This window comes from Serratia sp. H402Y, assembly GCF_051172415.1.
GTDB lineage: Bacteria > Pseudomonadota > Gammaproteobacteria > Enterobacterales > Enterobacteriaceae > Serratia > Serratia ureilytica.
In genome coordinates this window covers 2343699-2368760 of record NZ_JBPIYZ010000001.1, presented here as the reverse complement: position 1 = coordinate 2368760, position 25062 = coordinate 2343699, and the positions used below count along the sequence as shown (strand labels likewise).

General features: G+C 63.3%; 18 protein-coding genes. 9 read left to right on the top strand and 9 right to left on the bottom strand.

Annotated features, from left to right (window positions below):
- The first annotated feature begins 103 nt into the window (after positions 1–103).
- Positions 104–10120, top strand: coding sequence for an amino acid adenylation domain-containing protein (locus tag ACSBQS_RS11570; RefSeq protein WP_434990566.1), 10017 nt, complete (start codon positions 104–106; stop codon positions 10118–10120).
- Between the two features lie 130 nt (positions 10121–10250).
- Positions 10251–11240, top strand: coding sequence for an aldo/keto reductase (locus ACSBQS_RS11565; protein WP_342163465.1), 990 nt, complete (start codon positions 10251–10253; stop codon positions 11238–11240).
- Here ACSBQS_RS11565 and ACSBQS_RS11560 read toward each other — a convergent pair.
- Positions 11237–12130 (bottom strand): LysR family transcriptional regulator, encoded by an 894-nt coding sequence (locus ACSBQS_RS11560; protein ID WP_342163609.1) that lies wholly within the window; start codon positions 12128–12130, stop codon positions 11237–11239. The two genes, ACSBQS_RS11565 and ACSBQS_RS11560, sit on opposite strands and share 4 nt — an antisense overlap.
- 172 nt (positions 12131–12302) lie before the next feature.
- On the opposite strand from ACSBQS_RS11560, the gene ACSBQS_RS11555 reads away from it, so the two are divergent.
- Positions 12303–12698: a (R)-mandelonitrile lyase gene (locus tag ACSBQS_RS11555; RefSeq protein ID WP_342163463.1), complete on the top strand. Its 396-nt coding sequence runs from the start codon at positions 12303–12305 to the stop codon at positions 12696–12698.
- A 6-nt stretch (positions 12699–12704) separates the two neighbouring features.
- On the opposite strand, the gene ACSBQS_RS11550 is transcribed toward ACSBQS_RS11555, so the two are convergent.
- The 3 genes from ACSBQS_RS11550 to gabD all read right to left on the bottom strand — a co-directional run bounded on the left by ACSBQS_RS11550 (position 12705) and on the right by gabD (position 15084).
- On the bottom strand, positions 12705–13073 hold the full coding sequence (locus ACSBQS_RS11550) for a glyoxalase superfamily protein (protein ID WP_164057887.1): 369 nt from the start codon (positions 13071–13073) through the stop codon (positions 12705–12707).
- Positions 13074–13095: 22 nt separating this feature from the next.
- Complete coding sequence (locus ACSBQS_RS11545; RefSeq protein WP_164106690.1) at positions 13096–13509, bottom strand: GyrI-like domain-containing protein; 414 nt, start codon at positions 13507–13509, stop codon at positions 13096–13098.
- A 99-nt stretch (positions 13510–13608) separates the two neighbouring features.
- Complete coding sequence (gene gabD, locus ACSBQS_RS11540) at positions 13609–15084, bottom strand: NADP-dependent succinate-semialdehyde dehydrogenase (RefSeq protein ID WP_164106692.1); 1476 nt, start codon at positions 15082–15084, stop codon at positions 13609–13611.
- A 211-nt stretch (positions 15085–15295) separates the two neighbouring features.
- On the opposite strand from gabD, the gene ACSBQS_RS11535 reads away from it, so the two are divergent.
- On the top strand, positions 15296–15511 hold the full coding sequence (locus ACSBQS_RS11535) for a glycogen synthesis protein (RefSeq protein WP_434990563.1): 216 nt from the start codon (positions 15296–15298) through the stop codon (positions 15509–15511).
- A 42-nt stretch (positions 15512–15553) separates the two neighbouring features.
- Here ACSBQS_RS11535 and ACSBQS_RS11530 read toward each other — a convergent pair whose 3' ends face one another.
- Both ACSBQS_RS11530 and ACSBQS_RS11525 read right to left on the bottom strand, forming a co-directional pair.
- Complete coding sequence (locus ACSBQS_RS11530; protein WP_213587909.1) at positions 15554–16468, bottom strand: pyridoxamine 5'-phosphate oxidase family protein; 915 nt, start codon at positions 16466–16468, stop codon at positions 15554–15556.
- A 4-nt stretch (positions 16469–16472) separates the two neighbouring features.
- Positions 16473–17090 carry a glutathione S-transferase family protein gene (locus ACSBQS_RS11525; RefSeq protein WP_342163457.1) on the bottom strand — a complete coding sequence of 206 codons (618 nt, stop codon included), beginning with the start codon at positions 17088–17090 and terminating at the stop codon, positions 16473–16475.
- Positions 17091–17188: 98 nt separating this feature from the next.
- On the opposite strand from ACSBQS_RS11525, the gene ACSBQS_RS11520 reads away from it, so the two are divergent.
- The 5 genes from ACSBQS_RS11520 to ACSBQS_RS11500 all read left to right on the top strand — a co-directional run bounded on the left by ACSBQS_RS11520 (position 17189) and on the right by ACSBQS_RS11500 (position 22082).
- Positions 17189–18100: a LysR family transcriptional regulator gene (locus ACSBQS_RS11520; protein WP_047025407.1), complete on the top strand. Its 912-nt coding sequence runs from the start codon at positions 17189–17191 to the stop codon at positions 18098–18100.
- Between the two features lie 147 nt (positions 18101–18247).
- Complete coding sequence (locus ACSBQS_RS11515) at positions 18248–19045, top strand: alpha/beta hydrolase (protein ID WP_342163454.1); 798 nt, start codon at positions 18248–18250, stop codon at positions 19043–19045.
- A 1-nt stretch (position 19046) separates the two neighbouring features.
- Complete coding sequence (locus tag ACSBQS_RS11510) at positions 19047–19418, top strand: RidA family protein (RefSeq protein WP_033643621.1); 372 nt, start codon at positions 19047–19049, stop codon at positions 19416–19418.
- Between the two features lie 58 nt (positions 19419–19476).
- Positions 19477–20664 (top strand): aromatic amino acid transaminase, encoded by a 1188-nt coding sequence (locus ACSBQS_RS11505; RefSeq protein WP_197666026.1) that lies wholly within the window; start codon positions 19477–19479, stop codon positions 20662–20664.
- A gap of 20 nt (positions 20665–20684) precedes the next feature.
- Positions 20685–22082, top strand: coding sequence for an amino acid permease (locus ACSBQS_RS11500; protein WP_147838102.1), 1398 nt, complete (start codon positions 20685–20687; stop codon positions 22080–22082).
- Between the two features lie 37 nt (positions 22083–22119).
- On the opposite strand, the gene paaY is transcribed toward ACSBQS_RS11500, so the two are convergent.
- From paaY to paaK, 3 genes are all read right to left on the bottom strand, one after another.
- Positions 22120–22716 carry a phenylacetic acid degradation protein PaaY gene (gene paaY, locus ACSBQS_RS11495; protein WP_033643617.1) on the bottom strand — a complete coding sequence of 199 codons (597 nt, stop codon included), beginning with the start codon at positions 22714–22716 and terminating at the stop codon, positions 22120–22122.
- A 12-nt stretch (positions 22717–22728) separates the two neighbouring features.
- Entirely contained in the window at positions 22729–23667 is a 939-nt protein-coding gene (gene paaX, locus ACSBQS_RS11490; RefSeq protein WP_046687375.1) for a phenylacetic acid degradation operon negative regulatory protein PaaX, read from the bottom strand.
- Positions 23668–23745: 78 nt separating this feature from the next.
- Positions 23746–25053 carry a phenylacetate--CoA ligase PaaK gene (gene paaK, locus ACSBQS_RS11485; RefSeq protein WP_434990559.1) on the bottom strand — a complete coding sequence of 436 codons (1308 nt, stop codon included), beginning with the start codon at positions 25051–25053 and terminating at the stop codon, positions 23746–23748.
- Between the last annotated feature and the right edge of the window lie 9 nt (positions 25054–25062).

The following is a 25062-nucleotide window of genomic DNA, read 5'->3' as shown; positions in this document are numbered from 1 at the left end:
AAGTTTTCGCCTAACAGCTCAATCGCATAACCATCACGGTATTTATGCCATGCATAAATATCTATTCATATATTATTTGAATATATTAAAAGGGAATTGATTCATGGGCGCGATCATCGCTTCACCCTATACCCACACGTTTTGGAATGAATACGTCCTCAATCCACACTCCTGCGAGTACAACCTGGTGCTGGATCAGACCATTGAGGGGGCGCTGGACGTCGATCGACTGCGCGCGGCGGTCGAGGGCGTGTGCCGGGACTATATTCTGTTTCACCATGTCCTCGACGACAGCTCGCCGCAATTACGCTGGGTAAAGACGGAGAAGAAAATTGCGTTGGAAACGCTTGATGCCGATTGCGATGTCGGCAAATTAATCAATACGCCGTTCGATCTCCGGGAGGGGCCGCTGTGCCGCTTCTACCTGATTAAGCTGGCGCCGCAGCGCTATAATTTGATCATTGTCGTTCATCACATCCTGATCGACGGCCTGTCCGGCCAGGAGTTCTACAACGCCGTTTCCGCCTATTACAATCGCGGGGCTGCCGTGGCGCCGCCGCAGGCGGATGAAACGGACATTTGTCGATTGTACCGGCGCTATGAGGCGGATATCGCGGCGTTGAAGCAGGACTTCGCTTCCGCGTCATTCTGGGGCGACCGGTTGGCCGAATGCGCCCCGCGCGTAGCGTTGCCTTATCTCCCCGGTGAAGCCCCCGAAGCCCCCGGCGCCGGCGAAGTGCGCTTTACGTTGCCGTTCGCCGAGTGGCAGGCGCTGAAGTCCGGCGTCAGGTATGCCAACCCATTCCTGATATTCAAAACGCTGTGGGCGTTGCTGATCGCCCGGCAATCCGCGCAGGACACGGTGCATATCGGTTATCCCGTCGCGCCGGACGGCGGCGAGCCGCTGTTCTTCGGCGCCCAGGTCAACACCGCGGTGTTTCCCTTAACGCTCGCCCCGCAAGCCACGTTCAACCAGCTGTACCGCGCGACGCTGGCCTACAGCAAAGCGCTCAAGGCGACGGGCAAGCTGCGGCACAGCCAATTGCCGGTTTATGACATGCTGAACCTCAGCCCGGTGCGCGAGCTGAACGTCAATTTCACTCAGGCTTACCTGAAAGATGCGCCGCTGGCGCTTGACGGTTGCCGCATCGGCGTCAATCACCGTTACAACGTCGATCTGGCCGGTTCGGAACTGCTGCTGGAGTATCAGCCGACCGAGCAGGCCTTTGAGTTTCGCCTGCGTTATCGGCCCGATCTGTTCGACGCCACGCAAATGGCGGAGATGGCGGATCAGTATCTCGGGCTATTGCAGCGTGCGCTAGCCGAACCGGACGCGCCGATAGCCGCGTGGCCGCAGCTCACGGCGCAGCAGGTTTTACGCTGCCGCGACGCCTGGGAGAGCGAGCCGGACACGGCCGATCCAGGGGCGACACTGCTCGACGGCGTGGCCCGCCAGGCGCGCCGTCATCCGGAACGCATCGCCGTAACCGATGCCAACGGTTCGCTCAGCTACCGCCAACTGGCGCAGCGCAGCGATCGCCTGGCAATACGGCTGAGGGAAGAATATCGCCGGTTGCGCGGCGCCGCCATGCCGCCAGAGACGCTGATCCCGCTGTATCTGCAGCGCAGCGCGGAAGCGGTGGTGGCGATGCTGGCCATCATGAAGGCGGGCGGCGCCTATGTGCCGCTGGATCCCGCGGCGCCGGCGCAGCGCCTGGAATATATTCTGCAAGAGGTGAACAGCCCCATCGTCCTGACGGAAAGCGCATTGCAAGGGGCGGCGCAGCGACTGGCGCCGGACGGCGTTTGCCTGGCGGCGGATGAACCGCTTGCCGATGTGGATGCCGCGAGCCTGCCGCATGTCGAAGCCCGGCAATTGGCCTATGTGATTTACACCTCCGGCACCACCGGGCGGCCGAAAGGCACGCTGTGTGAACACCGGGGCGCGGCCAACATGGTAAGGGGCCATACGCAGCGTTTGCTGCGCAATGAATCGGGCGCGCTCAACTGCCTGCAGTTCGCGTCGCTGGCCTTTGACGCGCACGTGTTTGAAGTGTTCATGGCCCTGAGCAACGGCCACCGGCTGTTCATCGCGGGCGAGGCGCAGCGGCGCGATCCGGCGCTGTTGTGCGGCCAAATGGCGGCCTGGGGCATCGAAGCCTGTTTCCTGCCGCCGGCGCTGCTTGGCACTTTGCCTGACCTGCCGGCTTCGGTGCGCTATCTCGCGACCGGCGGCGAGGCGACCGCGCAGGAGGCGCTCGACCATTACCTGGCCTGCGGCATGCAGGTTGCCAATCTGTACGGCCCGACCGAGGCTTCGGTCAGCGCCAGTCTGAATATTTATCGCCGCAACGGCGCGCGCAATATCGGCCACGCCATCGCCAATATGCGTTGTTATGTGGTTGACGAGCATGACAATCTAATGCCGCTGGGGGCGGAGGGCGAGCTGTGTCTGGCCGGCGCCGGCCTGGCGCGCGGATACCTGAACCTGCCGGCGCTGACGGAAGCCGCATTCGTCGCCAATCCTTTTGAACTGCGTGAGCCTTACCGGCGCCTGTATCGCACCGGCGACCGGGTACGGCGCTTGGCCGACGGCAGCCTGGACTATCTTGGGCGACACGACCAGCAGATCAAGATCAACGGCTATCGCATCGAGTTGGGCGAGATCGAAATGCAGCTGCGCGCGCTGCCCGAGGTGGCCGAGGCGGTGGTGACCCTGCGCCCCGGCACGACGGACCAACTGGCGGCCTGGTATGTGCCGAAGCCCGGCGCGACGCCGCAGGCCGGCGACATCTTGCAACGCCTGGCGGCGCAGCTGCCGCATTATATGTTGCCGTCGGCGCTGTCGGCGCTGTCGGCGCTGCCGCTGACGGTGAGCCGCAAGGTCGATTACCGGGCATTGCCGGAACCGCTGCCGGTCGAGCGGCAAACGGCGTTTCGCCAACCGGGCACGCCGCTGGAGACTCAGCTTTCTACACTGTTCAATCGGCTGCTGGGCGGCCATGTCGGCATGGACGACAACTTCTTCCGCCTCGGCGGCAACTCCATTATGGCCATCAGGCTGTGTCACGAAGTGAATAAATTGCCGGGGGCGAAGATCTCGGTGCTGACGTTGAATCAGCATCCGACGGTGGCCGCGCTGAGCGAGCATATCGCCGCTCAACGGCAGGCGCCGTCGGATGAGCCGCCCATCCTCCCCGGCGAGCTGCGGGAGGGGCCGCTGTCGCTTCAGCAGTCGCGATTGTGGTTTGTTCAGCAACTGTCGGCGGACGCCACGCACTATCTGTCGCCGGTGCTGCTGCGGCTGGCGCTGGACATCGATGACCAACGTTTTGCGGACTGTCTGCAGGCGATCGTCGAGCGCCACCAGATCCTGCGTAGCCTGATTCGCCAGAATGAGCGGGGCGAAGCCAGCCAGTGGGTCAGCGACGCCGTGCTGCCGGTGCCTTTGCTGACGGTGAGCAGCGCTGAGTTTGACATGGCGCTGGCGCAGGCCTGCAGCCGGCCGATGGATTTGACGCGCGATCTGCCGCTGCGCGCCACGCGCTATCGTTACCGCGATGCGGCGGGCGGGGAAACGGCCGTTTGTCTGTTGGTGTTCCATCACATCGTCTTTGACGGTTGGTCGCTTGAGGTGCTGCTGCAGGAGCTGGACGCGCGCTATCGGGGAACGTGGCGTAAAGCGACAGAGCCGGCGCTGCAATACCTCGACTATGCCTGCTGGCAACACGCGCCGGAAAATGTGCAGCGCCGGGCCGACGAATTGGCCTTTTGGCAACGAGAGCTGGCGGGCTGGCAGCCGCTCTCGCTGCCGGTGGATTTTTTGCGGCCGGCGGTCTTCGACGTACGCGGCGACAACAGCGAAGTGCCGCTGCCGGCGGCGCTGGTGAAGGCGCTGGAGGCGTTGGCGCGCCGAGAGGGCGTGACGCTGCATGCCGTGATGCTGGCGGGGTTCATGCTGTTGCTTGCCCGCTACAGCGGTCAGAACGATGTCATGGTGGGTACGCCGCTGGCGAACCGCAATCGCCCTGAGCTGGGGAATCTGATCGGGTTCTTTGTCAATACGCTGCCTTTACGCCGGCAGATCGACCCCCGTCAGGGCGTCGCCGAGTTTGTGCGAGAGGTTGCGGCCACGACGCTGCGGGCGCAGCAGCATCAGACGCTGTCGCTGGAGGCGCTGGTGGACGCTCTGGCGCTGCCGCGCGACTTTTCGCGGCATCCGCTGTTCCAGGTCATGTTCGCGCTGGAGGGCGAGAGCGGCGCACCGACGCGTCCGGACTGGCTGTCGGTGGTCGATCTGAGCGCAGATGAGCGCACTGCCAAGTTCGATCTGACGCTCACGCTGACGCCGCAGGGGGAGCAGATGCGCGCGCGCTTCAACTTCGCGTCGGCGCTGTTCAGCAAAGCGTCGATGGATCGGTTGGCCGGCTACTATCTCGCCCTATTGCAACAGATGGCGCGCCACGATGACTGGCCGCTGGAAAATATTCGTCTGCAGCCGCAGAGCCCGGCGCTGCCTGCGGCGCCGGCCTTTAGCTATGCGTTTGAACGTTGCCTGCAACAGGATTTCGTGCGGCATGCGCAGCGCAATCCGCAGGCCGTCGCGGTGATCGACGCGCAGGGGGAAATGACGTACGGCGAACTGCATGAGGCGGCGTTAACGCTGGCCACTCAACTGCGTGTGCAGGGCAAGATGACCGGCGACGCCATCGCCGTCGTCGCCGACAAGGGGCGCCGGCAGCCGATCGCCCTGTTGGCGGCGCTGATGTGCGGCAAGGCGTTTTTGCCGATGGAGGCGACATGGCCGCCGCAGCGGCGGCTGAAGGTGATGGCGCAGGCCGGCATCAATACGTTGCTCAGCGATGCGCCCTGGGCCTGCGACGAGATCAACCTGGTCGAACTGAATGCCGACGGGCTGGCGGCGCAGTTGCCGCTGCCGGAGAGGCGCCTGCCGGCGGTGGAGGCCGGTCCTGACAGCCTGGCCTATATCATTTTCACTTCGGGCTCGACCGGCACGCCCAAGGGCGTGGCGATCGAACATCGCAGCGCGGTGAACATGCTGGAAGGCGTTCGGCGGTATTTCGGGTTCAACGAGCGGGATCGCAGCCTGGCGCTTAGCGCGTTGAGCTTCGATCTGGCGATCTTCGATATTTTCAGCCCGTTGAGCGCGGGCGGCGCGGTTGTGATGCCGGCCGAGCGAGATCGGGTCAATCCGCAAGCCTGGTATCAGCTGATGATGACGCATCGAGTGACGCAATGGTTGAGCGCACCGGCCCTGATGGAGCTGTTGCTGGACTATGTAAACGGCGCGGGGCTGGCGGCCGGGCCTGCGCCGGCGCTGCGGGCTGTGATGGTGGGGGGCGACTGGATCGCCACCTCGCTGCCGGAACGCTGCCTGGCCTGGGCGCCGCACGTCCGCTTCTGCAGCGCCGGCGGCGCTACGGAGGCGGCGATCTTCACCATGCTGTATGAGGTGTCGCGAGGCGAGAAAATTCGCTCGGTCAGCATCCCTTACGGTAAACCGTTGCCGCACCAGCGTTGCTACATTCTGGATGCCGGACGACGGCCCGCGGCGCCGGGCGTGCGCGGGGAGATCTATCTGGCCGGTGAAGGGTTGGCGCGCGGGTATTACGGCGATCCGCAACGCACCGCCGAGAGTTTCTTCTGGCATGAGGAGCTGCAGGAGCGGGTGTATCGCACCGGCGACGCGGGCCGGTGGCTCGAGGACGGCAATGTGGAGTTCCTGGGGCGTTTCGATCAGCAGGTCAAGCTGAACGGCTACCGCATCGAGCTGGGTGAAATAGAGCATGCCGCGCTTGCCTATCCGGGGGTGATCGCCTGTTGTTGCGTGCTCGTCACCGACCCTCAGCCCTGTCTGGCCGCTTACTTCGTTGCCGATGAGGCGATCGCCCCGCAGGATTTGGCGCAGCATTTGAGCAGCCAACTGCCTCCTTACATGGTGCCGCAGGCGCTGATGCAGCTGGCACAGCTGCCGCTGACCGAAAACGGCAAGATAGCCCGACAGGCGTTGCCGCCGCCGAAAAGGACGGCGCGCGAGTTCGTCGCGGCGCAGAACGAGCGGGAGAACGCTTGCCTGGCGGTGTGGCGCGATCTGTTGCAGCGGCAGGATATCGGCGTGGAGGACAATTTCTTCTCACTGGGCGGCAATTCCCTTCTGGCGATCCAGGCCTGTTACCAGATCGGTCAGCGGTTGGGGAGCGAGGTGACGTTGAGCGAGCTGGGCCGGTTCCCGACGATCCGTTCATTGTGCCGTGCGTTGCTGCGGCAGGGGGAGAGCGCCGCGCCGATGTCGATCCCGCCGCTGCGGCAACGCGAGTATCCGCTCTCCGCCTCACAGCTGCAGCTGTGGTTTATCGAGAACCTGAACGGCGGCGGCAATCTTTATCATGTGCCGATGCTGTTCCGTCTCGGCGAGGAGGTCTGTCTGACGGCTTACGAGCGCAGTCTGCAGGCGGTCGTCGCCCGGCATCAGGTGTTGCACAGCCTGATTGCCCAGAAGCCGTCCCAAATTGCCGTCGCCCGGGCCTGTGAACAAACGCTTTCGCTGGAGCGCGTGGCGCTGGAGGCGGCGCGCTGGCCGGACAGACTGCGGCAGGATATCGATCGGCCGTTTGCCCTGGAGGCGGAGTTGCCGATCAGAGCGAGCGTTTACCAGGTGGCGCAGCCTGATGGCGGGCGGGTGACTTACAGCCTGATCCTGGTGCACCACCTGGCGTTTGACGGCTGGTCGCAGCCGGTGCTGCTGCAGGAGTTGGATGCGCTGTATCAGGCGCAGCGGCAAGGGCGGGAGGCTGAGCTGGCGGCGTTACCGTTGCAATATGGCGACTATGCCGTCTGGCAGCGGCGCTGGCTGGACTCCGCGCTGGCGGATGAGGCGAAAGCGTATTGGCGACAAGCGCTGGATGGGTGGCAGGCGCTGGAGATGCCGCTCGATTTCGTGCGGCCGGCGCGCTTCGATCATCGCGGCGCCAATCACGTCATCGCGCTGCCGGACGCCCTGACGATGCAGGCGGCGCAGTTCGCCCGGCGGCAAGGCGTCACGCCGTTTGCGCTGTATCTTGCGGCCTTTAATCTGCTGCTCGGTTACTTCAGCGGCCAGCAAGACATTCTGGTCGGCACGCCGGTCGCTAACCGGCCGGTGGCGGAGACCCGCTCGGCGATCGGATTCTTCGTCAATACGCTGCCGTTGCGCTCGCAAATAGACGATGCGGCGTCGCTGAACGATTATGTGCATCGGGTCTTTGATGGCGTGCTACAGGCGCAGCGGCATCAGAATTTACCGTTGGATCAGTTGATTGAGCTGCTGCAGGTGCCGCGCGATCTGTCGCGCCATCCGCTGTTTCAGACGCTGTTCGCGCTGGAAGAGGCGGGTGAAGCGCCGGCCTGGCTGGCGCCGCAGGATCTGTTGACACACTATCAGGCGGCCAAATTCGATTTGACGCTGAGCATACAGTCGGCGCCGCAAGGCGGCAGGGCGATCTTCAACTATGCCACCGCCCTGTTTGCACCGGCCACGCTGGCGCTGTTGGGTGAGTATTATCTGACGATCCTCACGCAGATCGTCAATCACGGGGAGCAGCGCGTCAGTCAGTTGGCGCTGGTATCGGCGAGTGAAACGGCGCGGCAGCGCGCCTTGCGTCAATCCTGTCCGCCGGCCTACGATTTCGAACGCGCCATCCATCATGATTTTATCCGTCAGGCCGAGCGCGATCCGCAGCGGGTGGCGATCGTCGATGAATGGGGTGAGCTGAACTACGGTGAGCTGTATCGGCGTGCGTTGGCGCTGTCGTTGCAGCTGCGCGAGCATGCGGATATGCGCGCCGACACCATCGCGGTGATGGTGGACAAAGGACGGGCGCAAATCATTGCGGTGCTGGCGATCCTGATGGCCGGCAAGGCCTATTTGCCGCTGGACGGCGCCTGGCCGGAACGCCGCCGCCTGGATATCGTCGCGCAGTCGCAGACCCGGATTATCCTCAGCAGCCGGGCGTGGGCGGCCCACGGTAACGCCAGACTGTTGACGATCGATCCGCAAGGTGCGGTCAACGCGTTACCGCCGGCGGCGCCGGGTGAGCCGGTCTTGCCGGCGCCTTCCGCGCTGGCCTATGTGATCTTCACCTCCGGTTCTACCGGTACGCCGAAAGGGGTGGCGATAGAACATCGCGGCGCGGTGAACAGCATCATCGATACCTTGCACCAGCTGGAACTCGGCGCGGACGATCGCGGGTTGGCGCTCAGCGCGCTGAGCTTCGACATTTCGGTGTTCGATATTTTCGGCCTGCTGTCGGTGGGCGGCGCCATCGTGATGCCGTCCGAAACCGAACGCTATCAGCCGGAGGCGTGGCATCGGTTGTTGATGACTCAGGGGGTGACCTTCTGGAATTCCGCGCCTTCGGTGATGACGCTGCTGGTGGAGCAGCTGGAGTCCGCCGCGTCGCAGGCGCAGTGGCCGCATCTGCGCAACGTGGTGCTGGTGGGTGAGGTGATCTCGCGTTCACTGCCGGCGCGCATTCGCCAATGGCGGCCAGGGTGCCGGGTAGTCAGCGCCGGGGGCGCGACCGAAAGCTCCATTTGGTCGATTTTGTACGACATTCCGGAAACGCCGATCCTGGCGCCCAGCGTGCCTTATGGCCGGGCGATGGCCCATCAGCGTTTCTATGTGCTGGATCGCCATCTGCGCGTGTTGCCGCCCTGCTTACCGGGGGAGCAGTACATCGGTGGGGCCGGCGTGGCGCGCGGCTATTACCGCAATCCGTCGCTGACCGAGGAAAAATTCATCTACCATCCGGAACTGGGGGAGCGGCTTTATCGCACCGGCGATGCCGGGCGCTATTTGCCGGACGGCAATCTGGAGTTCCTCGGCCGTATGGATTTTCAGGTGAAAATCAATGGCTACCGCGTCGAGCTGGGGGAGGTCGAGCAATGTGCGCTGGCGTTCGGCGCGATCAAATCCTGCTGCGCCGTGGTGCTGTCAGAGGCGCATCGGCAGCGTCTGGCGCTGTATTACGTCAGTGAGGCGCCGCTGGAGGAGCCGGCGCTGCTGGCCTTTATGAGCGGGCAATTGCCGCTATACATGCTGCCTGCGGCGCTGGTGCGGCTGGAAGCGTTGCCGTACAACTCCAGCGGCAAGCTGGATCGCAAGGCGTTGCCGGCGCCGACGGCGAATGAGCCGCAGGCCTATGTCGCTCCCGCGAACGCGCTGGAGCAGCAGTTGTGCGCATTGTGGCAGGAGGCGCTGCAGTGCGAGCAGGTCGGCATGACGGACGATTTCTTCCTGCTGGGCGGCACTTCGATCAAGGCGATCTCCCTGTGCGTCGGCATGGGGGCGCTGATGGCCGCGCCGGTGCCGGTGGTGCAGCTGTTGCAAAGCCGCACCCTGAAAAATCTGCTGGCCGCAAGCGAGCGCCGTTTGGTCATGCCGCTTAACCGCCGGACAGACGGCGTGCCCGCGGTGTGGATGATCCACCCGGCGCTGGTGGGCGCGGAGGCGTTTCATGCTTTCGCTCAGCCGTTGCAAGGGCGACTCAATTGCTATGGCGTCGATAACTACAATCTTTACCATCAACCGACCATCGACTCGCTCGGCGAGCTGGCCGAACGATATCTGAACGACATGATTGCCGTCGGCCTGCTGCAAGACGCCGGGCCGGTGCGCATTCTCGGGTGGTCGCTGGGGGGCATCATCGCGCTGGAGATCGCCGCTCGCCTGGAGGCGCGCGGCTGCCGTAACGTGCAGCTGTATCTGCTGGACAGCTTCTACCGGCAGACCACGGCGGAGCTGCCGCTGGAGCAACTGCTGCCTGCGCTGGGCATCGAGGGCGAGGCGGCGACACGCGCCATGGCCGCCGGGCAGGCGGAGCGGCGGCTGTCTGAGGGAAGGCTGAGCCGCAGGCTGCAAACCACGAAGGTGACGTTGTTCAAGGCGACGGAGGGTAATCCGCAGTTGCCGGAGGCGATAACGGCGCCGCTGCTGGCGGTGGACGATAATGGGCTTGGCGCCGTCTGCGAGCGGCTGCAGGTCATCCCGTTGGCTTGCCATCACCATAACATCTTGCTGTGTGAGGCGGAGATCGGGCAAGCGCTCAACGAAGGGATCTGATTCATGAGCCTGGCTCATAAGCTCAAGCGTATTTCGCCCCATAGTCATGGCGGCAGTCGCGTTTTACAGTCATCACACCGGAACGGCTCCGCGTCAGGCGGGGCCGGTATCAATCAGTGGGGGAGTGAAGATGCAAACACGCAAGTTGGGGCGCGAAGGGCTGGAAGTCTCGGCGTTGGGGTTGGGCTGTATGGGACTGAGCTTTGGCTACGGCCCGGCCACCGACAAACGGCAGGCGGCCGATCTGATCCGTGCCGCGGTTGATGAGGGCGTGACGTTCTTCGATACCGCCGAGATTTATGGTCCGTTCACGAACGAGGAATTGTTGGGCGAAGCGCTGGCGCCGGTGCGCGATCGGGTCGTCATCGCCACCAAGTTCGGTTTCGATCTGCCGCAGCCGGCGGGGCAGCAGGTGTTGAACAGCCGCCCGGAGCATATTCGCCAGGCGGTGGAAGGTTCGTTGAAGCGCCTGCGGATAGAGACGATCGATTTGCTGTATCAGCACCGTGTCGATCCTGAGGTGCCTATCGAGGAGGTGGCCGGTACGGTGCAGCAACTGATTCGCGAAGGGAAAGTGAAGTATTTCGGCCTGTCGGAAGCCGGTGCGCAAACCATTCGGCGAGCTCACGCGGTGCAGCCGGTCACGGCGCTGCAAAGCGAATATTCGCTGTGGTGGCGCGAGCCGGAGCATGAAATCTTGCCGACGCTGGCAGAGCTGGGCATCGGTCTGGTGCCGTTCAGCCCGCTCGGCAAGGGCTTTCTCACCGGCGCCATTACCGAGGACACCACCTTTGACAGCGGCGATTTTCGCAACGTGGTGCCGCGCTTCAGCGCCGAAGCGCGCCGGGCCAATCAGGCGCTGGTGAGCGTGCTGGGGCAGATAGCGCAGCGCAAAGGCGTGACGCCGGCGCAGATCGCCCTGGCCTGGCTGCTGGCCCAGCAGCCGTGGATCGTGCCGATCCCGGGAACCACCAAGCGTCACCGGCTGGAAGAAAACCTTGCGGCGGCGTCGGTGGTGTTGGCGGCGGACGAGCTGGGCGAGATCGAGCGTGCGCTCTCCGCTATCGACGTGATCGGCGATCGTTACCCGGCGCATCTGCAGAAGAACGTCGGGCGTTAAGCCCCGCGTCGCAGCGCCTCAATCAGCAGCGCAAAGGCGGTAGTGTGTTGCCTGCGGCTTGGATAATAGAGGTAATAACCGGGAAACGGCGGGCACCAGTCGTCCAGCGCCATCAGCAACCGACCGTCGGCCAGCGGCTCGGCGACGGTATCTTCCGGCACAAAGGCGATGCCGAGGCCGAGCTGCGCGGCGTCGATTCGCTGGCGCAGGCTGTTGAAGGTCAGCTGCCCCTCCACCCGCACTTTAATCTCCCGGCCATCGCGGGCAAATTCCCAGGCGTACAGCCCGCCGAGGGTGGGCAGGCGCATGTTGATGCAGCGATGGTTTTGCAGCGCTTGCGGCGTAGCGGGGAGGCCGTAACGGGCGAAATAGTCAGGGGAGGCGACGGGCACCATGCGCATGTCCGGCCCGATGCGCACCGCGACCATGTCCTTCGCCACCTGTTCCCCCAGGCGGATTCCGGCGTCGAATCGCCCGGCGACGATGTCGGTCAGGCTATTGTCGACGGTGATTTCCACGTTGATATCCGGGTAATCGACGAGAAAAGTGCGCAGCACCGGCCACAGTAACGCATCCACCGCGTGTTCGCCGGCGGTGATGCGGATGTTGCCGGCGGGCCGATCGCGCATTTCACCCAGCGCGTTCAGCTCGCTTTCAATCTCCGCCAAGCGCGGGCCAATGCTGTTGAGCAGCCGCTCACCGGCCTCGGTGGGGGCGACGCTGCGAGTGGTGCGCGTGAGCAAACGCAGCGCCAGGCGTTCTTCCAGGCCGCGAATAGCGTGGCTGAGTGCCGATTGGGAAACGCCAAGCTGCGCCGCCGCTTTGGTGAAGCTGCGTTCCCTGGCGACCATCAGGAAAGCGATCAGATCGTTAAAGTTTTCTTTCAACATACCGGCACCGGAGAGCAAGGTTGGGGCGCTGTCGCGCGTAGATTTATGAATTGAGCTCATAGCTCCTTGCGCATTTTACCCGCTAGTCACCGGAAAAACACGGCGCTATCTTGGCATCACTGACTCATAACTATCAGCGTAGGTTGGAAAGCCGACGTGGAGGACACGACAGATGAAAATACAACGCAGCGGTTCTATCCCATCACAGCGCGGTTCGGCGGATTACTTTACCGGGCAGGTACGCATCGATGCCCCCTTCGCCGGTGACGCGCCGGCCAGGGTGGGCGGCGCGACCGTCACCTTCGAACCCGGCGCCCGCACGGCATGGCATACGCATCCGCTCGGCCAGATGCTGATCGTCACTCAGGGGCGCGGGTGGATCCAGATGTGGGGCGAGAAGACGCAGGAGATGCATCCCGGCGATATCGTCTGGATCCCGGCAGGCGTCAAACACTGGCACGGTGCGACACCGGACACCGCCATGACCCATATCGCCATCGCCGAAGCGGTGGACGGCAGCCCGGTGACCTGGCTTGAGCCGGTCAGCGAGGCGGAATATCGGCCATAACGCCGATCAGGCCGAGGGGCTCTGTTCGCAAAACCGCAGGCGGTTGCCGAACGGATCGGTCAGGTTCAGCTCTTTGCCCCAGTCGACAACCTCCAACCCCGGCCGGGCATAGCGGTAGTTTTTGGCCGTGAGCTCCCGGTGCAACGCGTCGATATCGTGCACCGGGATGAAAATGGCGGCACCGGGCGTGCTGTCGCCGTAGTGTTCGCTCAGGTGCAGCGTCAATCCGGCACGGGTCACCTGCATGTACAGCGGCAGGTCTTCGCTGAAACGGTGCTCCCACGCCAGCGTGAAACCGAGAAAATCCAGATAAAACTCTTTGGCCTTGTCGACTGAAAAGATACGCAAAATCGGAATGGCGGGGGAGAGCGTCATCATTGTTGACCTCACTGTCGCGTTAGCGGCAGCCGATATGGATATCGACCGCGTCGGGGCCGGTATAGGCTTCGAAGTCGGTCAGGAAGCGACGTTCGATTTCCGGGTGTTGCTCGAAGTAGCCCCAGATGGCTTGCCAGCCTTCGATGACCGCCGCCGGCATGGTGCCTCGGGCCTGGAACACCAGATAGCGGCCAGGTTGGATGTGCAAACCGCTCTGTGCCTCACTGCCGGCGGTGACATCAAACGGCCCGCTGGCATCGGAGGCGTAGTTGGAGTAGACCCCGTAAACCGGCATGGCGGGCGAGGTGGCGAAAAAGTCTGACCACAGCGCCGGGATTTTAGCCGTCTCGGGCTGGGTTTCGTCCTGATTGGTGGTTCTGATTGTCTGGCCGGCGACGTAAAAACCGGGCAGGTGTACCGTGAAGGGCTGCATAGAGGCAATTCCTTTTAACCGCTGAAAAGAGGCCTAAAGGTAGCAAAGGCTGCCCAAAACCGCCAGACAGGGCCCCCGCAGGCGCGGGTGCCCCTCACATCAGGCATCCAAACCGCCGAGGCACAGGTATTTGATTTCGAGATAGTCTTCGATGCCGTATTTTGAGCCTTCACGGCCCAAACCGGAGTGTTTCATGCCGCCGAACGGCGCCACTTCGGTGGAGATCAGCCCTTCGTTGATGCCGACAATGCCGTACTCCAGCGCTTCGGCCACGCGCATCACCCGGCCGATGTCGCGGCTGTAGAAGTAAGCGGCCAGGCCGAACGGCGTGTCGTTAGCCAGTTCGACGGCGTCGGCTTCCTGGCTGAAGCGGATCAGGGGCGCCACCGGGCCGAACGTCTCCTCGCGGAAGATTTTCGCCGTGCGCGGCACGTCGGTCAGGATGGTCGGGCTGAAGAAATTGCCGCCCAGCGCGTCAGGCTTGCCGCCCAGCAGCACCGAGGCGCCGTGCTCGACGGCGTCGGCGATGTGCTCGCGCACTTTCTCCACCGCGTCCGGGTTAATCAACGGGCCGATGGTGACGCCGTCATCCAGGCCGTTGCCGACTTTCAGCTTGGCGACGGCGGCTTTCAGTTTGGCGGCGAAGGCATCGTATACGCCGTCTTGCACCAGAAAACGGTTGGTGCAGACGCAGGTCTGGCCGGCGTTGCGGTATTTCGAAGCGACCGCGCCGGCCACGGCGGCGTCCAGATCGGCGTCGTCAAACACGATAAACGGCGCGTTGCCGCCCAGCTCCATGCTGGTTTTCTTGATGGTGGGCGCACACTGGGCCAGCAGCTGTGCCCCCACTTCGGTGCTGCCGGTGAAGGAGAGTTTACGCACATCCGGGTTGGCGGTGAGTTCGCCGCCGATGCCTTTGCTGGGGCCTGTTATCACGTTGCACACCCCGGCGGGCAACCCGGCGCGCTCCGCCAGCACGGCGATCGCCAGCGCCGAGAACGGCGTCTGACTGGCGGGGCGGATCACCCCGGTGCAGCCGGCGGCCCAGCCGGGGCCGGCTTTACGGGTGATCATCGCCGCCGGGAAGTTCCACGGGGTGATGGCGGCGAACACGCCGATCGGCTCTTTTTGCACGATGATGCGGCGACCGGCCTGCGGCTGTGGAATGGTGTCGCCATACACCCGCTTGCCTTCCTCGGCGAACCATTCGATAAAGGAGGCGGCATAGGCGATTTCACCGCGGCTTTCGGCCAGCGGTTTGCCCTGTTCCGCCGTCATGATGCGCGCCAGATCTTCCTGATTTTCCATCATCAGCTCAAACAGCCGCCGCAGCTTGCCGGCGCGCTCTTTGGCGGTCAGCGCGCGCCAGGCGGGCAGCGCTTTTTTGGCGGCGGCGATGGCGCGAGCGGTTTCTTCGGCGCCGAAGGCCGGCACGTGGCCGATCCGCTCGCCGTTGGCAGGGTTATGAATGGCGATCGTGCGGCCTTCCTGGGCCGGCAACCATTGCCCGTCGATGTAATTGGCCTCGCGGAACAGCGTGGGATCCTTGAGGGTGGCGCGGATACTGATGCTCATGAGTCTCTTCCTTTGCTGAGTTCAACGGAGTGGTCTATTCCATACGGCTCCCCTTTACCCTAGCAAACTTTGCCGCCGCCGTTTGCCAACGCGACGACAAGATGGCCGTTTTCTCACTGCGCATCTTCTGTACAAAAAATATCCGCCGTCGGGTCGATACTGAAAGAGCAGGCATATGACCCTTTTCGATGTGATTAAAAGGAGTGTGCGAATGATGAAATCAGTAGACAGACATCTCGCGGCCTACGGCAGCGAAATGGATTTTTTGGCGTCGAGCATCGCCCTGATGGAATGGCAAGGGCGGCAGATTGACGTCGGGCAGGTGGCCGGCAATATGTCGGAGCAGCAAAGCCGCCTGTTCTTTGCGCGGTTGAATTATTTTCGTCAGCTTTATCAGGCCGCATCGGCGGCCGAACACAGCCTGTAATTTCCGATCCAGCCCCGCCGCCGCGGGGCTTTTCATTTCAGCTCAGCGGCGCCACACCCCGGTCGCCAGCGTCGCCGGCGAATACTCCAGATTGCGCCCTCGCCACGGCAGCGCCGCCGCAAAACGCCAGGCGCGGCGCACGTCAAATCGCCAATAGCGTTCCGCCCCTTCGACGCCGGGATCCCCTTCCGCCTGCCAGAGGATTTGCGTTTCCCCCTGCAGATGCAGCACGTCGCCGCGATCGAAATCGATGAACAGCAGCGCCGCCCGCGGTTCGGCGAGCAGATTGCCCAACGTGTTCATGTAGCGGTTGCCGCGAAAGTCCGGCATCCACAGCGTGTCGCCTTCCAGATGGATAAAGCCGGGGCGGCCGCCGCGATGGGAAATATCCACGCCGCCCTGCGGCAGTGCCAGGTGCGCGCAGCTGGCGACGAAGCAGGTGTCCGCGGCGCGGATCAGCGCCTGCGCCGCCGCATCCAGCACGGCCAAATGCTCAACCGGCTGCGGCCGGCTGTCCACCGGGTAGAGTTCGCGGCGCTGAATGTACTGCGGGCAGTTGCCGAAGCTTTGCTGAACGAGGATTTCCACCCGGTTTTTGTCGGTGCGGCCGATGGCGCCGTTGGCGCGGTTGCGCCGCCGGTTGCTGAAATCCAGCCCCAGCGCGCCGACCGGCTTGCCGGGCAGCAACAGCGCCTGGGCGGGATCGTCGCTGCGGCGCGACGCGCTGATGCGTAAATGCGTGTCGTCCGGCGTGCGTAAAAATCCGGGCGGGCCGGTGAACAGGGTGGCGATGGGCCAGCCTTGTTCATCCAGCGTGGCGACAAACAGGTAGGGCAGCGCGGCGAAAAACGCGCGGTGCTGATCCGGCATCGCGGGGTAGATGCCGCCGCCTACGCCGCCAAACCCGGCCAGCGTCTGCGCGCGCAGCTCATCGGGATGGAACAGTTGCGGGATCATGGCGTCAGCTCCCCGCCGGTTCCGGCAGGGCCGGCATGGCAAAGAAGCCGGGCAGTGCAGCGATGCGCACCGCCCAGCGACGTATCGCAGGGTAAGGCGACAGCGAAATGCCGCCTTCGGCCGCGACTGCCACGTAGCTGTGGCAGGCCAGATCGGCGATGGTGGGGTGTTCGGTGGCCAGGTAGTCCCGCTCGCTCAGGTGCTGTTCCATCTGCGGCAGGAAACGATCGCTGACCGCCCGCGCCGCCTGATAGTCCTCCGGCACGGCGAATTGGGCGATCAGTCGGCAGGCCGCCGGGCCGTAGCGGACTTCACCGGCGGCTTTGGAAAGCCAGGCCTGCACTCGCGCCGCCGCGGCCGGCTGTTCCGGCAGCCAGTGGCTGTCCGGCGCATAGCGCTTCACCAGATAGACCAGAATGGCGTTGCTGTCGGCCAGCGTCAGATCGCCATCCTGCAAGACCGGGATCTGGCCGAACGGGTTGAGCCGGCGGAAGGCTGCGCTCTGCCGTACGTCCGCCGAGGCTTCGACCCATGCATAGGGCAGCGCCAGCATGCGCAGCAGCAACGCCACGCGATGAACGTGGCCGGAAAGCGGGGTGCCGTAGAGTGTGATGGTGGACATGGCGTTTCTCCTCAGTGCTTTTTGTCAGCATACTCTTGCGTTGAACGAGCGAAATCCGGCAATGTGGAAATTGATAATTTCACTTTTCGGAAGAATCTATGGATCGGTTAGACGAGTTGGCGATTTTCGTGGCGGTGGTGCAGCAAGGCAGCTTGGCGGCGGCCGGGCGCAAACTGCGGCGTTCGGCGCCGGCGATCACCCGGGCCATCGCCGCGCTGGAACAGCGTTTCGGCACCCGATTGGTGGAGCGCACGACCCGGCGGCTGGCGCCCACCGAGGCGGGTGCGCGGCTGTTGGAGCGCGCGCAACGGCTGCTGCAGGATTATCAGGCGGTGGTGCAGGATACCGCCGAAGCGCAGCTGAGCGGCTTGCTGCGCGTTACCTCGCCGGTGCAGTTCGGCCGCCGGTACGTGGCGCCGGTGGTGATGGCTTTTCTCGATGATTACCCGCAGATGCAGATCGAAATGGTATTGAACGATCGCAATCTCGATCTGATTGACGAAGGGTTGGATATCGCGGTGCGCATCGGTCATCTGCAGGACTCTTCCCGCGTGGCGCGGCGCCTGGGGCAGGTCAGCCGGGTGACGGTCGCCAGCCCGGATTACCTGGCGCGCTGCGGTGAACCGCGATCGCCGGCGCAGCTGGCGGAGCACGCCACCATCGTCGGCACCCAGCGGCCGTCGCTGCGCGAATGGCGCTTCGGCCCGCAGGAAAACGGCGAGCGCGTGCGATTGACGCCCCGGCTGTTGCTCAACGACGTGGAAGCGCAACTGCTGGCGGTGCGCGCCGGCAAGGGCGTCGCCCGGTTGCTCTCGTATCAGGTGGCGGACGATTTGGCCGCCGGCACGCTGGTGCGGCTGTTGACGGATCATGAACCGTTGCCGATGCCGGTACAGCTGGTGGCGCAGCAGGCGCAGCACATGCCGCTGAAGGTGCGCGCCTTTTGGGATTATGCATTTGAACGGCTCAGCGCCTTGCCGCAAATTCAGCCGGACGGGCGGGGGAAATAAACGCAAAAAGTTTCATGGGTTAAACTTTTTCATTATTCATCAGGTTTTATTTTACCGGGCGCGCATTGCTGATGCGCCCGTCTTGACAATAATTTTGTCGGTGCTAATAGTTAATTCACATCTTAAATAATAAACGAAGTTTAATATATGAAACCACTTGCGGGGAGTTATGACAACGGCGCCACGGTGGATAATGAAGCGGCTATTTTGACTTCATTTCAAACCCGCAGCGCGGCTGTTTATAAACAGACGCGCCATGAAAATAATATTGCTTATGGCAACGACGAACGCGAAACATTTGATTGGCTCTATTCTGCAAGGCAGCATCAGGGGACGTTAATTTTTATTCACGGCGGCTATTGGCAATTTTGCGATAAGGCGGATTTCGCCTTTATCGCCGCCGGGCCGCTGGCGTTGGGTTTTGACGTGGTGTTGGTGGAATATGCGCTCGCGCCGGCGGTGGATCTCGACGAAATATGCCGACAGATCGGAATGGCGCTGGATGCCATTCAGCGCCGCCTGCCGCCGCACTACGCCCATCCGGTTTATCTGTGCGGCCATTCCGCCGGCGGGCAGCTGGCGGCGCTCTGGCAGCAGCATGCGTTGGTGGATGCCGTCTTTCCCATCAGCGGCCTGTTCGAGCTGGCGCCGCTGCAACAAAGCTATGTCAATCGGGCGCTGCAGTTGACCACGCGGCAAATTGAAACGCTCAGCCCGGCGCGCCGCCTGCCGACGCGCGGCAAGCCGCTTACGCTGTATTACGGCGCATTGGAGCTGCCGGAACTGAGAGGTCAGTCGCAACACTATCATGCGGCGCTGCGCCAACGCGGGCTGCCGGCTGAACTGGTCGCGGTGCCAGGCGCCAACCATTTCACCATCCTGGATGCGTTGTTCGCCGCCGACGGCGCGCTGCTTCGCAAACTTGACCACCACGGGAACCACTGACATGCGCGAGATTGTAGAGACCGGGCTGCCGGATATCGGCCAGCCTTTTTCCTGGGCCACCCGGGGCGGCGGCATGCTGTTTACCGCCCACGGCCCGGTGCGGGCGGACGGCAGCATCGACACCGGCGCGCCGGAGCGACAGATTGCGCTGACCTTCGATAACCTGGCGCAGACGCTGAAGGCGGCGGGCAGCCACAGCGATAAGGTGCTGCAGGTGATCGTGTATCTTACCGACGTTAACGACGTTAAATGGCTCGATGATATTTACCGGAAATACTTTAATTATCCTTATCCCAATCGCTCCACGGTTATCGTCGAGAAATTGGTGGTGCCCGGAATGAAAATAGAAATTACCGTCAGCGCCATCGCCTGATTTAATTTCTCCTTAAGCCTGTCTTCATATTAATTCAATAACGAGTTAAGGATGCGTCATGTTTAAACAGATTGCACCTTCCGCCGCCGATCCTATTATGTCGCTGATGGAAGCCTATTTGCAGGATCCCAATCCGAAAAAAGTGAATTTAGGCATTGGGCTGTATTACGATCGGCAGGGAAATATTCCGCTGATGCAGGCGGTTGAGGCGGCCGAGCAGCGGTTGCTGGCGCTGCGCCGCCCGCACGGTTATCCGCCGATCGAAGGTTCGCCGCAGTTCGCCCGCCAGGTGCAGGCGCTGCTGTTCGGTGAGCAACAGGCGGCCGAGATCGCCACGGTGCAGACCGTCGGCGGCTCCGGCGCGTTGAAGCTGGCGGCGGATTTTTTGCGCCACTTTCTGGCGCGCGGTGAAATCTGGGTGTCCGATCCTACCTGGGCCAATCATTGGGCGATTTTCGAAGGCGCCGGGCTGCGGGTGAATACCTATCCCTACTTTGATGAAGCGGCGGGCGGCCTGCGTTTCGCCGCCATGCTCGACGCGCTGGACAGCCTGCCGCCGGGCAGCGTGGTCTTGCTGCACCCTTGTTGCCACAACCCAACCGGCACCGATCTGACGGCGGAGCAGTGGTGCGCCACGCTCGCCGTGCTGCAACGACGCAGCCTGCTGCCGCTGTTCGACATCGCCTATCAGGGCTTCGGCGACGGGCTGGAGGAAGACTGCTTTGCATTGCGCGAAGCGCTGAAAACCGATCTGCCGTTTTTGGTCTGCAATTCGTTTTCCAAAAACGTCGCGCTGTACGGCCAGCGTCTGGGCGCGCTGTCGGTGCGCTGCGCCGACGCGGAAAATGCCGCCAACGTCAAAGGGGCGTTAAAAACGCTGATCCGCCGCAGCTACTCCTGCCCGCCGACGCACGGCAGCCAGATCGTGGAAACCCTGCTCGGCGACGCCGAACTTGGCGAGCTTTGGCGCAATGAGCTGGCGGAAATGCGCTCGCGCATCAAGCAAATGCGTGAACAGCTGGCCGCCGGGCTGGCGCAGGGCGGCTCTTCGCTGGATCACCGGCGCATACGCGATCAGCGCGGCATGTTCAGCTATACCGGCCTGAACGAAGCGCAGCTGCAGACCCTGCGGCAGCGCTATGCCATCTATCTGGTCTCGCCCGGCCGCATGTGCCTGCCAGGGCTTAACCCCGGCAACATTGACTACGTGACCGCCGCGATCCTCGACGTCACCCGCACCGCCTAACTCCGCCCGGGAGCACAGCCATGCCACAGATGAATGATTTTGAGCATATCGCCCGCCGCCAGGGCGGGTTGAACAAGCATCTTACCGCCGGGCAGATGTCGATGCTGGCGATCGGCGGCGCCATCGGCACCGGGCTGTTTCTCGGCAGCGCCTACGCCATTCAGATGGCGGGGCCGTCGGTATTGCTGAGCTACCTGATCGGTGGCGTCATTGCGCTGCTGCTGATGGGTAGCCTGGCGGAAATGACCTCCGAACACCCGACGCCCGGCTCGTTCGGCGACTACGCCGAATTCTATCTCGGCCCGCTGTTCGGTTTTCTGGTGCGTTACTCTTACTGGTCTTGCGTGGTGCTGGCGGTGGGCACCGAAGTCACCGCCATCGGCATGTACATGCAGTTCTGGTTCCCGGCGACGCCGACCTGGCCGTGGGTGCTGCTGTTCTCGGCGGCGGTGATCGTTGTTAACGTGATCGGCGTGAAATCGTTCGGCCAGGTGGAATACGCGCTGTCCACCGTCAAAGTGACGGCGATCGTGGCGTTTATTCTGATCGGCATCGGCATTCTGGCGTTCTCGGGCAACCCGGCCTACGGCCTGCGCAACCTGACCGCCGGCGGCTTTATGCCGTTTGGCGTCAAGGGCATGTGGTTCGCGGTGATCGTGTCCATCTTCAGCTACCTGAGCATTGAAATGATCGCGGTGGCCGCCGGCGAGGCGAAGAATCCGGTGATTGCGGTGAAGGCGGCGTTCAAGGGCACCATCGTGCGGCTGTTCATCTTCTACATGCTGTCGATCGCCCTGATGCTGGCCATCGTGCCCTGGCGCCAGTCCGGCACCGGCGAAAGCCCGTTCCTGATGGCGATGAACGTGATCCATCTGCCCGCCGCCGCCGGTATTTTCAACTTTATCGTGCTGGTAGCGGCGCTGTCGGCAATGAACAGCCAGCTGTATATCACCACTCGCATGATGTTCTCGCTGTCGCGCGCCGGGCAGGCGCCGGCGGCGTTGGGGCGCGTCAGCCGGCGCGGTATTCCGGTCAATGCGCTGGCGATGTCGTGCATCGGTATCGTGGTGTCTATCGTGCTGAGCCTGGTGGCGCCGGAAACCTCGTTCGCCGCCATGATGTCTATCTCGGTGTATGGCGCCTGCTTTACCTGGCTGATGATTTTCGTCACCCACCTGTTCTTCCGCCGCCGGCATCGGCAGACCCACCTGAAATTTCGCATGTGGGGCTTTCCCTATACCACCTTGCTCGGCGCCGGGCTGATGGCAGCGTTGATGATCTCGACGGCGTTTACCGAATTCTTCCGCATGACGCTGTGGTTCGGTATTCCGTTCACCTTGCTGCTGGTGGCGGCTTATCACTTCCAGAGCCGCCGCGCGGTTGCGCCGTCGCCACTCAAGGCGCCGGAAGTGGAGTAATAAGGGGAGGGGCTGAGGCGCATCTCAGCCCCTGAGACTAAAGCTGGCTTTTCGGGATCAGGTGGTCGCCGAAGCTCAGGCGACGGCGGCCCGGCTCGATTTCGGTCAGCGGCGCCACTTCGTGCAGCGAGGATTTGCAGCGCTGCACCAAATCCTGATACTCGCGGGTGCCGGCGATCTTCCAGGCCAGCTCCTGTTCGGTCAGATCGCGCAGCACGCGCGCCGGGCTGCCGACCACCAGCTTGTTGGCTTCGATCACCGCCGCGGCTTTGACGAACGCCATCGCGCCGACGATGGTGTTCTCGCCGATCTCCGCACCGTCCATCACCACCGCGTTCATGCCCACCATCGCGTTGCGGCGAATGCGGCAGCCGTGCAGGATGGCGCCGTGGCCGATATGGCCGTCTTCTTCCACCACCGTGTCCTGCTGCGGGAAGCCGTGCATCACGCAGTTGTCCTGAATGTTGGCGCCGTCGCAGATCACCAGGCGGCCAAAATCGCCGCGCAGGCTGGCGTTCGGGCCGATATACACGTGTTTGCCGACGATCACGTCGCCGATCAGCACCGCCGTCGGGTGCACGTAACTGCTGGGGTCAACGACCGGCGTCAGGCCGTCAATCTGATACACAGGCATAGCGTGAGTTCCTTAACATGTAGGGTCGCGCGGCAGGCCGCCGAAGCGCCGATAGTAGCCGGCGGCCGGCGCGGGCAGGGCGCCGATGGTGGTCTCCGCCAGCGCGCTGACGTAGTCCGTCGCGGCGCGATCGACCTGCTGATAGAGATTGATGCACAGATTGCGGGCGATCTGGCCCTCCCACTGGGCGGGCAACAGCGCGTCCGGCAGCAGCGGATCTTTCAACACCACGCGACGGAAGAAGTGAATCAATAATAGCTTAATCTGGAAACAGCGCAGCGGCGTCAGCGCCGCCGGGTCGACTTCGCGCAGCAGCGCCATCAGCGGCCGGAAAGAGACGATAAACTCATGATAACCGGCCGCCACCTCGCTCAATGACCAGCAGTCGGCCACCAGTTTCTGCAGCGTTTGCTCGGAGCGGTTGTAGGGGTAATCGGCGCGGAAGTAGATCACCTGCTCGCTGGCGTTCAATTCGCCGAGCAGCGCCGTCACGTCGGTTTGCGCATGGGTGGGGGCGGCCATCAGGTTGTTGGCGATCTGCCCGAACCCGAGCCAGCCCAGCTCTTTTTTCAGCCGCGCGCGCGCGTTTTTTTCGGCGCATTCCAGCAGCAACAGCTCCCATTTGCCGTCCCAGGCGGGCTGCTCGCGCAGATAGATCTTCGATTCGGCGTGGCGGAACTGGCGCATTCCCTGCTCGGTCACGCGGTAGAAGCTGCGGCGGCCGATTTTCTCCACCGCCAGCCACCCCTCTTTCTGCAGGCGGAACACCGAGGTGCGCACGAAGCGATCGCCGAAACCGAAGGCCTCCAGCAGCGCGCTCAGGCTGCCGAGCCACACTTCGCCGCCGCGGTGGCTGAGCGCGTCGCCGTACAGCGAAATGATCAGCGACGTGCCGCTGATCGGCTGGGCGTCGACGGCATGGCGAATGAACTCATCCAGTTTATGTTCCATATTTTTCCATGGGTTAGCCTTCGATGAGCCACAACATTACCATAATTTGGGGCGGCGTCATCCGTGACGCCGTGCGCCTCAGCGCGGCCGCAGATCGACCACGCGCTGCGCCTTGCCTTCCGAGCGCGGAATATCGCCGCAGTTGGCGATGCTGACGTCGGTGCTGACGCCCACGATCGATTTGATGTGGTGGCGCAGCTGGTGGCAGATATCGCAACGCTGCTGATGGCTGAGGCTGAGCGCCGATTCTTTCAGCTCGACGCGCACCGCCAGCGTGTCCAGATGCCCGCTGCGGCTGACCTGCAGTTGATAGTGCGGCGACAGCTGCTCGAACTGCATGATCTGTTCTTCCACCTGCGACGGGAAGACGTTGACGCCGCGGATGATCAGCATGTCGTCGGAGCGGCCGGTGATTTTGCCCATGCGGCGCATCTGGCGCGCGTCGCCCGGCAGCAGCCGGGTGAGATCGCGGGTGCGGTAGCGGATCACCGGCAGCGCCTCTTTGGTCAGGGTGGTGAACACCAGTTCGCCGTGCTCGCCGTCCGGCAGGGCGATACCGGTCTCCGGGCAGATGATCTCCGGCAGGAAGTGGTCTTCCCAAATGGTGGGGCCGCCGCCGCTTTCCAGACATTCCATCGCCACGCCCGGCCCCATCACCTCCGACAGGCCGTAAATATCCAGCGCCTTGATGCCCATGCGGGTTTCGATTTCGTGGCGCAGGGCTTCGGTCCAGGGTTCGGCGCCGAACACGCCGAGCCGTAGCGAGCAGCCGCGCGCGTCGCCGCCCATTTTGCGTTCCAGTTCATCGATCAGCGTCAGGCAATAGGACGGCGTCACCATGATGATGTCGGGTTTGAAATCGAGGATCAGCTGCGCCTGGCGTTCCGTCTGCCCGCCGGACATCGGGATCACCGTGGCGCCGAGCCGCTCCGCGCCGTAGTGCGCCCCGAGGCCGCCGGTAAACAGGCCGTAACCGTAGGCGACGTGCACCTTGTCTTTGGCGGTGGCGCCGCCGGCGCGCAGGCAGCGGGCGACGATATCGGCCCAGTTATCGATGTCGCGCTGGGTGTAGCCCACCACCGTCGGGCGGCCGGTGGTGCCCGAGGAGGCGTGGATGCGCACCACCTGTTCCATCGGCACCGCGAAGGTGTCGAACGGGTAGTTGTCGCGCAGATCCTGCTTGGTGGTGTAGGGGAAGCGCGCCAGATCGCTCAGCTGCTTAAAATCGTCGGGGTGTACGCCCGCCTGATCGAACTTGCGCTTGTACATCGGCACATTGTCGTAGGCGTGGTGCAGCGTCCACTTCAAACGCGCCAACTGCAACGCTTCAATCTCATCGCGCGAGGCGAATTCGATCGTTTCGAGGGGCTGTGGATTTATTGTCATGGTTAGCCT

Excerpts from the sequence above, each read along its gene's own strand:
- ACSBQS_RS11545 (WP_164106690.1), bottom strand. The coding sequence starts at position 13,509 with ATGCAGCCCTTCACGGTACACCTGCCCGGTTTTTACGTCGCCGGCCAG.
- ACSBQS_RS11560 (WP_342163609.1), bottom strand. The coding sequence starts at position 12,130 with ATGTTGAAAGAAAACTTTAACGATCTGATCGCTTTCCTGATGGTCGCC.
- ACSBQS_RS11500 (WP_147838102.1), top strand. The coding sequence starts at position 20,685 with ATGCCACAGATGAATGATTTTGAGCATATCGCCCGCCGCCAGGGCGGG.
- ACSBQS_RS11555 (WP_342163463.1), top strand. The coding sequence starts at position 12,303 with ATGAAAATACAACGCAGCGGTTCTATCCCATCACAGCGCGGTTCGGCG.
- ACSBQS_RS11530 (WP_213587909.1), bottom strand. The coding sequence starts at position 16,468 with ATGATCCCGCAACTGTTCCATCCCGATGAGCTGCGCGCGCAGACGCTG.
- ACSBQS_RS11525 (WP_342163457.1), bottom strand. The coding sequence starts at position 17,090 with ATGTCCACCATCACACTCTACGGCACCCCGCTTTCCGGCCACGTTCAT.
- ACSBQS_RS11570 (WP_434990566.1), top strand. The coding sequence starts at position 104 with ATGGGCGCGATCATCGCTTCACCCTATACCCACACGTTTTGGAATGAA.
- ACSBQS_RS11520 (WP_047025407.1), top strand. The coding sequence starts at position 17,189 with ATGGATCGGTTAGACGAGTTGGCGATTTTCGTGGCGGTGGTGCAGCAA.
- gabD (WP_164106692.1), bottom strand. The coding sequence starts at position 15,084 with ATGAGCATCAGTATCCGCGCCACCCTCAAGGATCCCACGCTGTTCCGC.
- ACSBQS_RS11515 (WP_342163454.1), top strand. The coding sequence starts at position 18,248 with ATGAAACCACTTGCGGGGAGTTATGACAACGGCGCCACGGTGGATAAT.
- ACSBQS_RS11565 (WP_342163465.1), top strand. The coding sequence starts at position 10,251 with ATGCAAACACGCAAGTTGGGGCGCGAAGGGCTGGAAGTCTCGGCGTTG.
- ACSBQS_RS11535 (WP_434990563.1), top strand. The coding sequence starts at position 15,296 with ATGATGAAATCAGTAGACAGACATCTCGCGGCCTACGGCAGCGAAATG.
- ACSBQS_RS11505 (WP_197666026.1), top strand. The coding sequence starts at position 19,477 with ATGTTTAAACAGATTGCACCTTCCGCCGCCGATCCTATTATGTCGCTG.
- paaY (WP_033643617.1), bottom strand. The coding sequence starts at position 22,716 with ATGCCTGTGTATCAGATTGACGGCCTGACGCCGGTCGTTGACCCCAGC.
- ACSBQS_RS11510 (WP_033643621.1), top strand. The coding sequence starts at position 19,047 with ATGCGCGAGATTGTAGAGACCGGGCTGCCGGATATCGGCCAGCCTTTT.
- ACSBQS_RS11550 (WP_164057887.1), bottom strand. The coding sequence starts at position 13,073 with ATGACGCTCTCCCCCGCCATTCCGATTTTGCGTATCTTTTCAGTCGAC.
- paaX (WP_046687375.1), bottom strand. The coding sequence starts at position 23,667 with ATGGAACATAAACTGGATGAGTTCATTCGCCATGCCGTCGACGCCCAG.
- paaK (WP_434990559.1), bottom strand. The coding sequence starts at position 25,053 with ATGACAATAAATCCACAGCCCCTCGAAACGATCGAATTCGCCTCGCGC.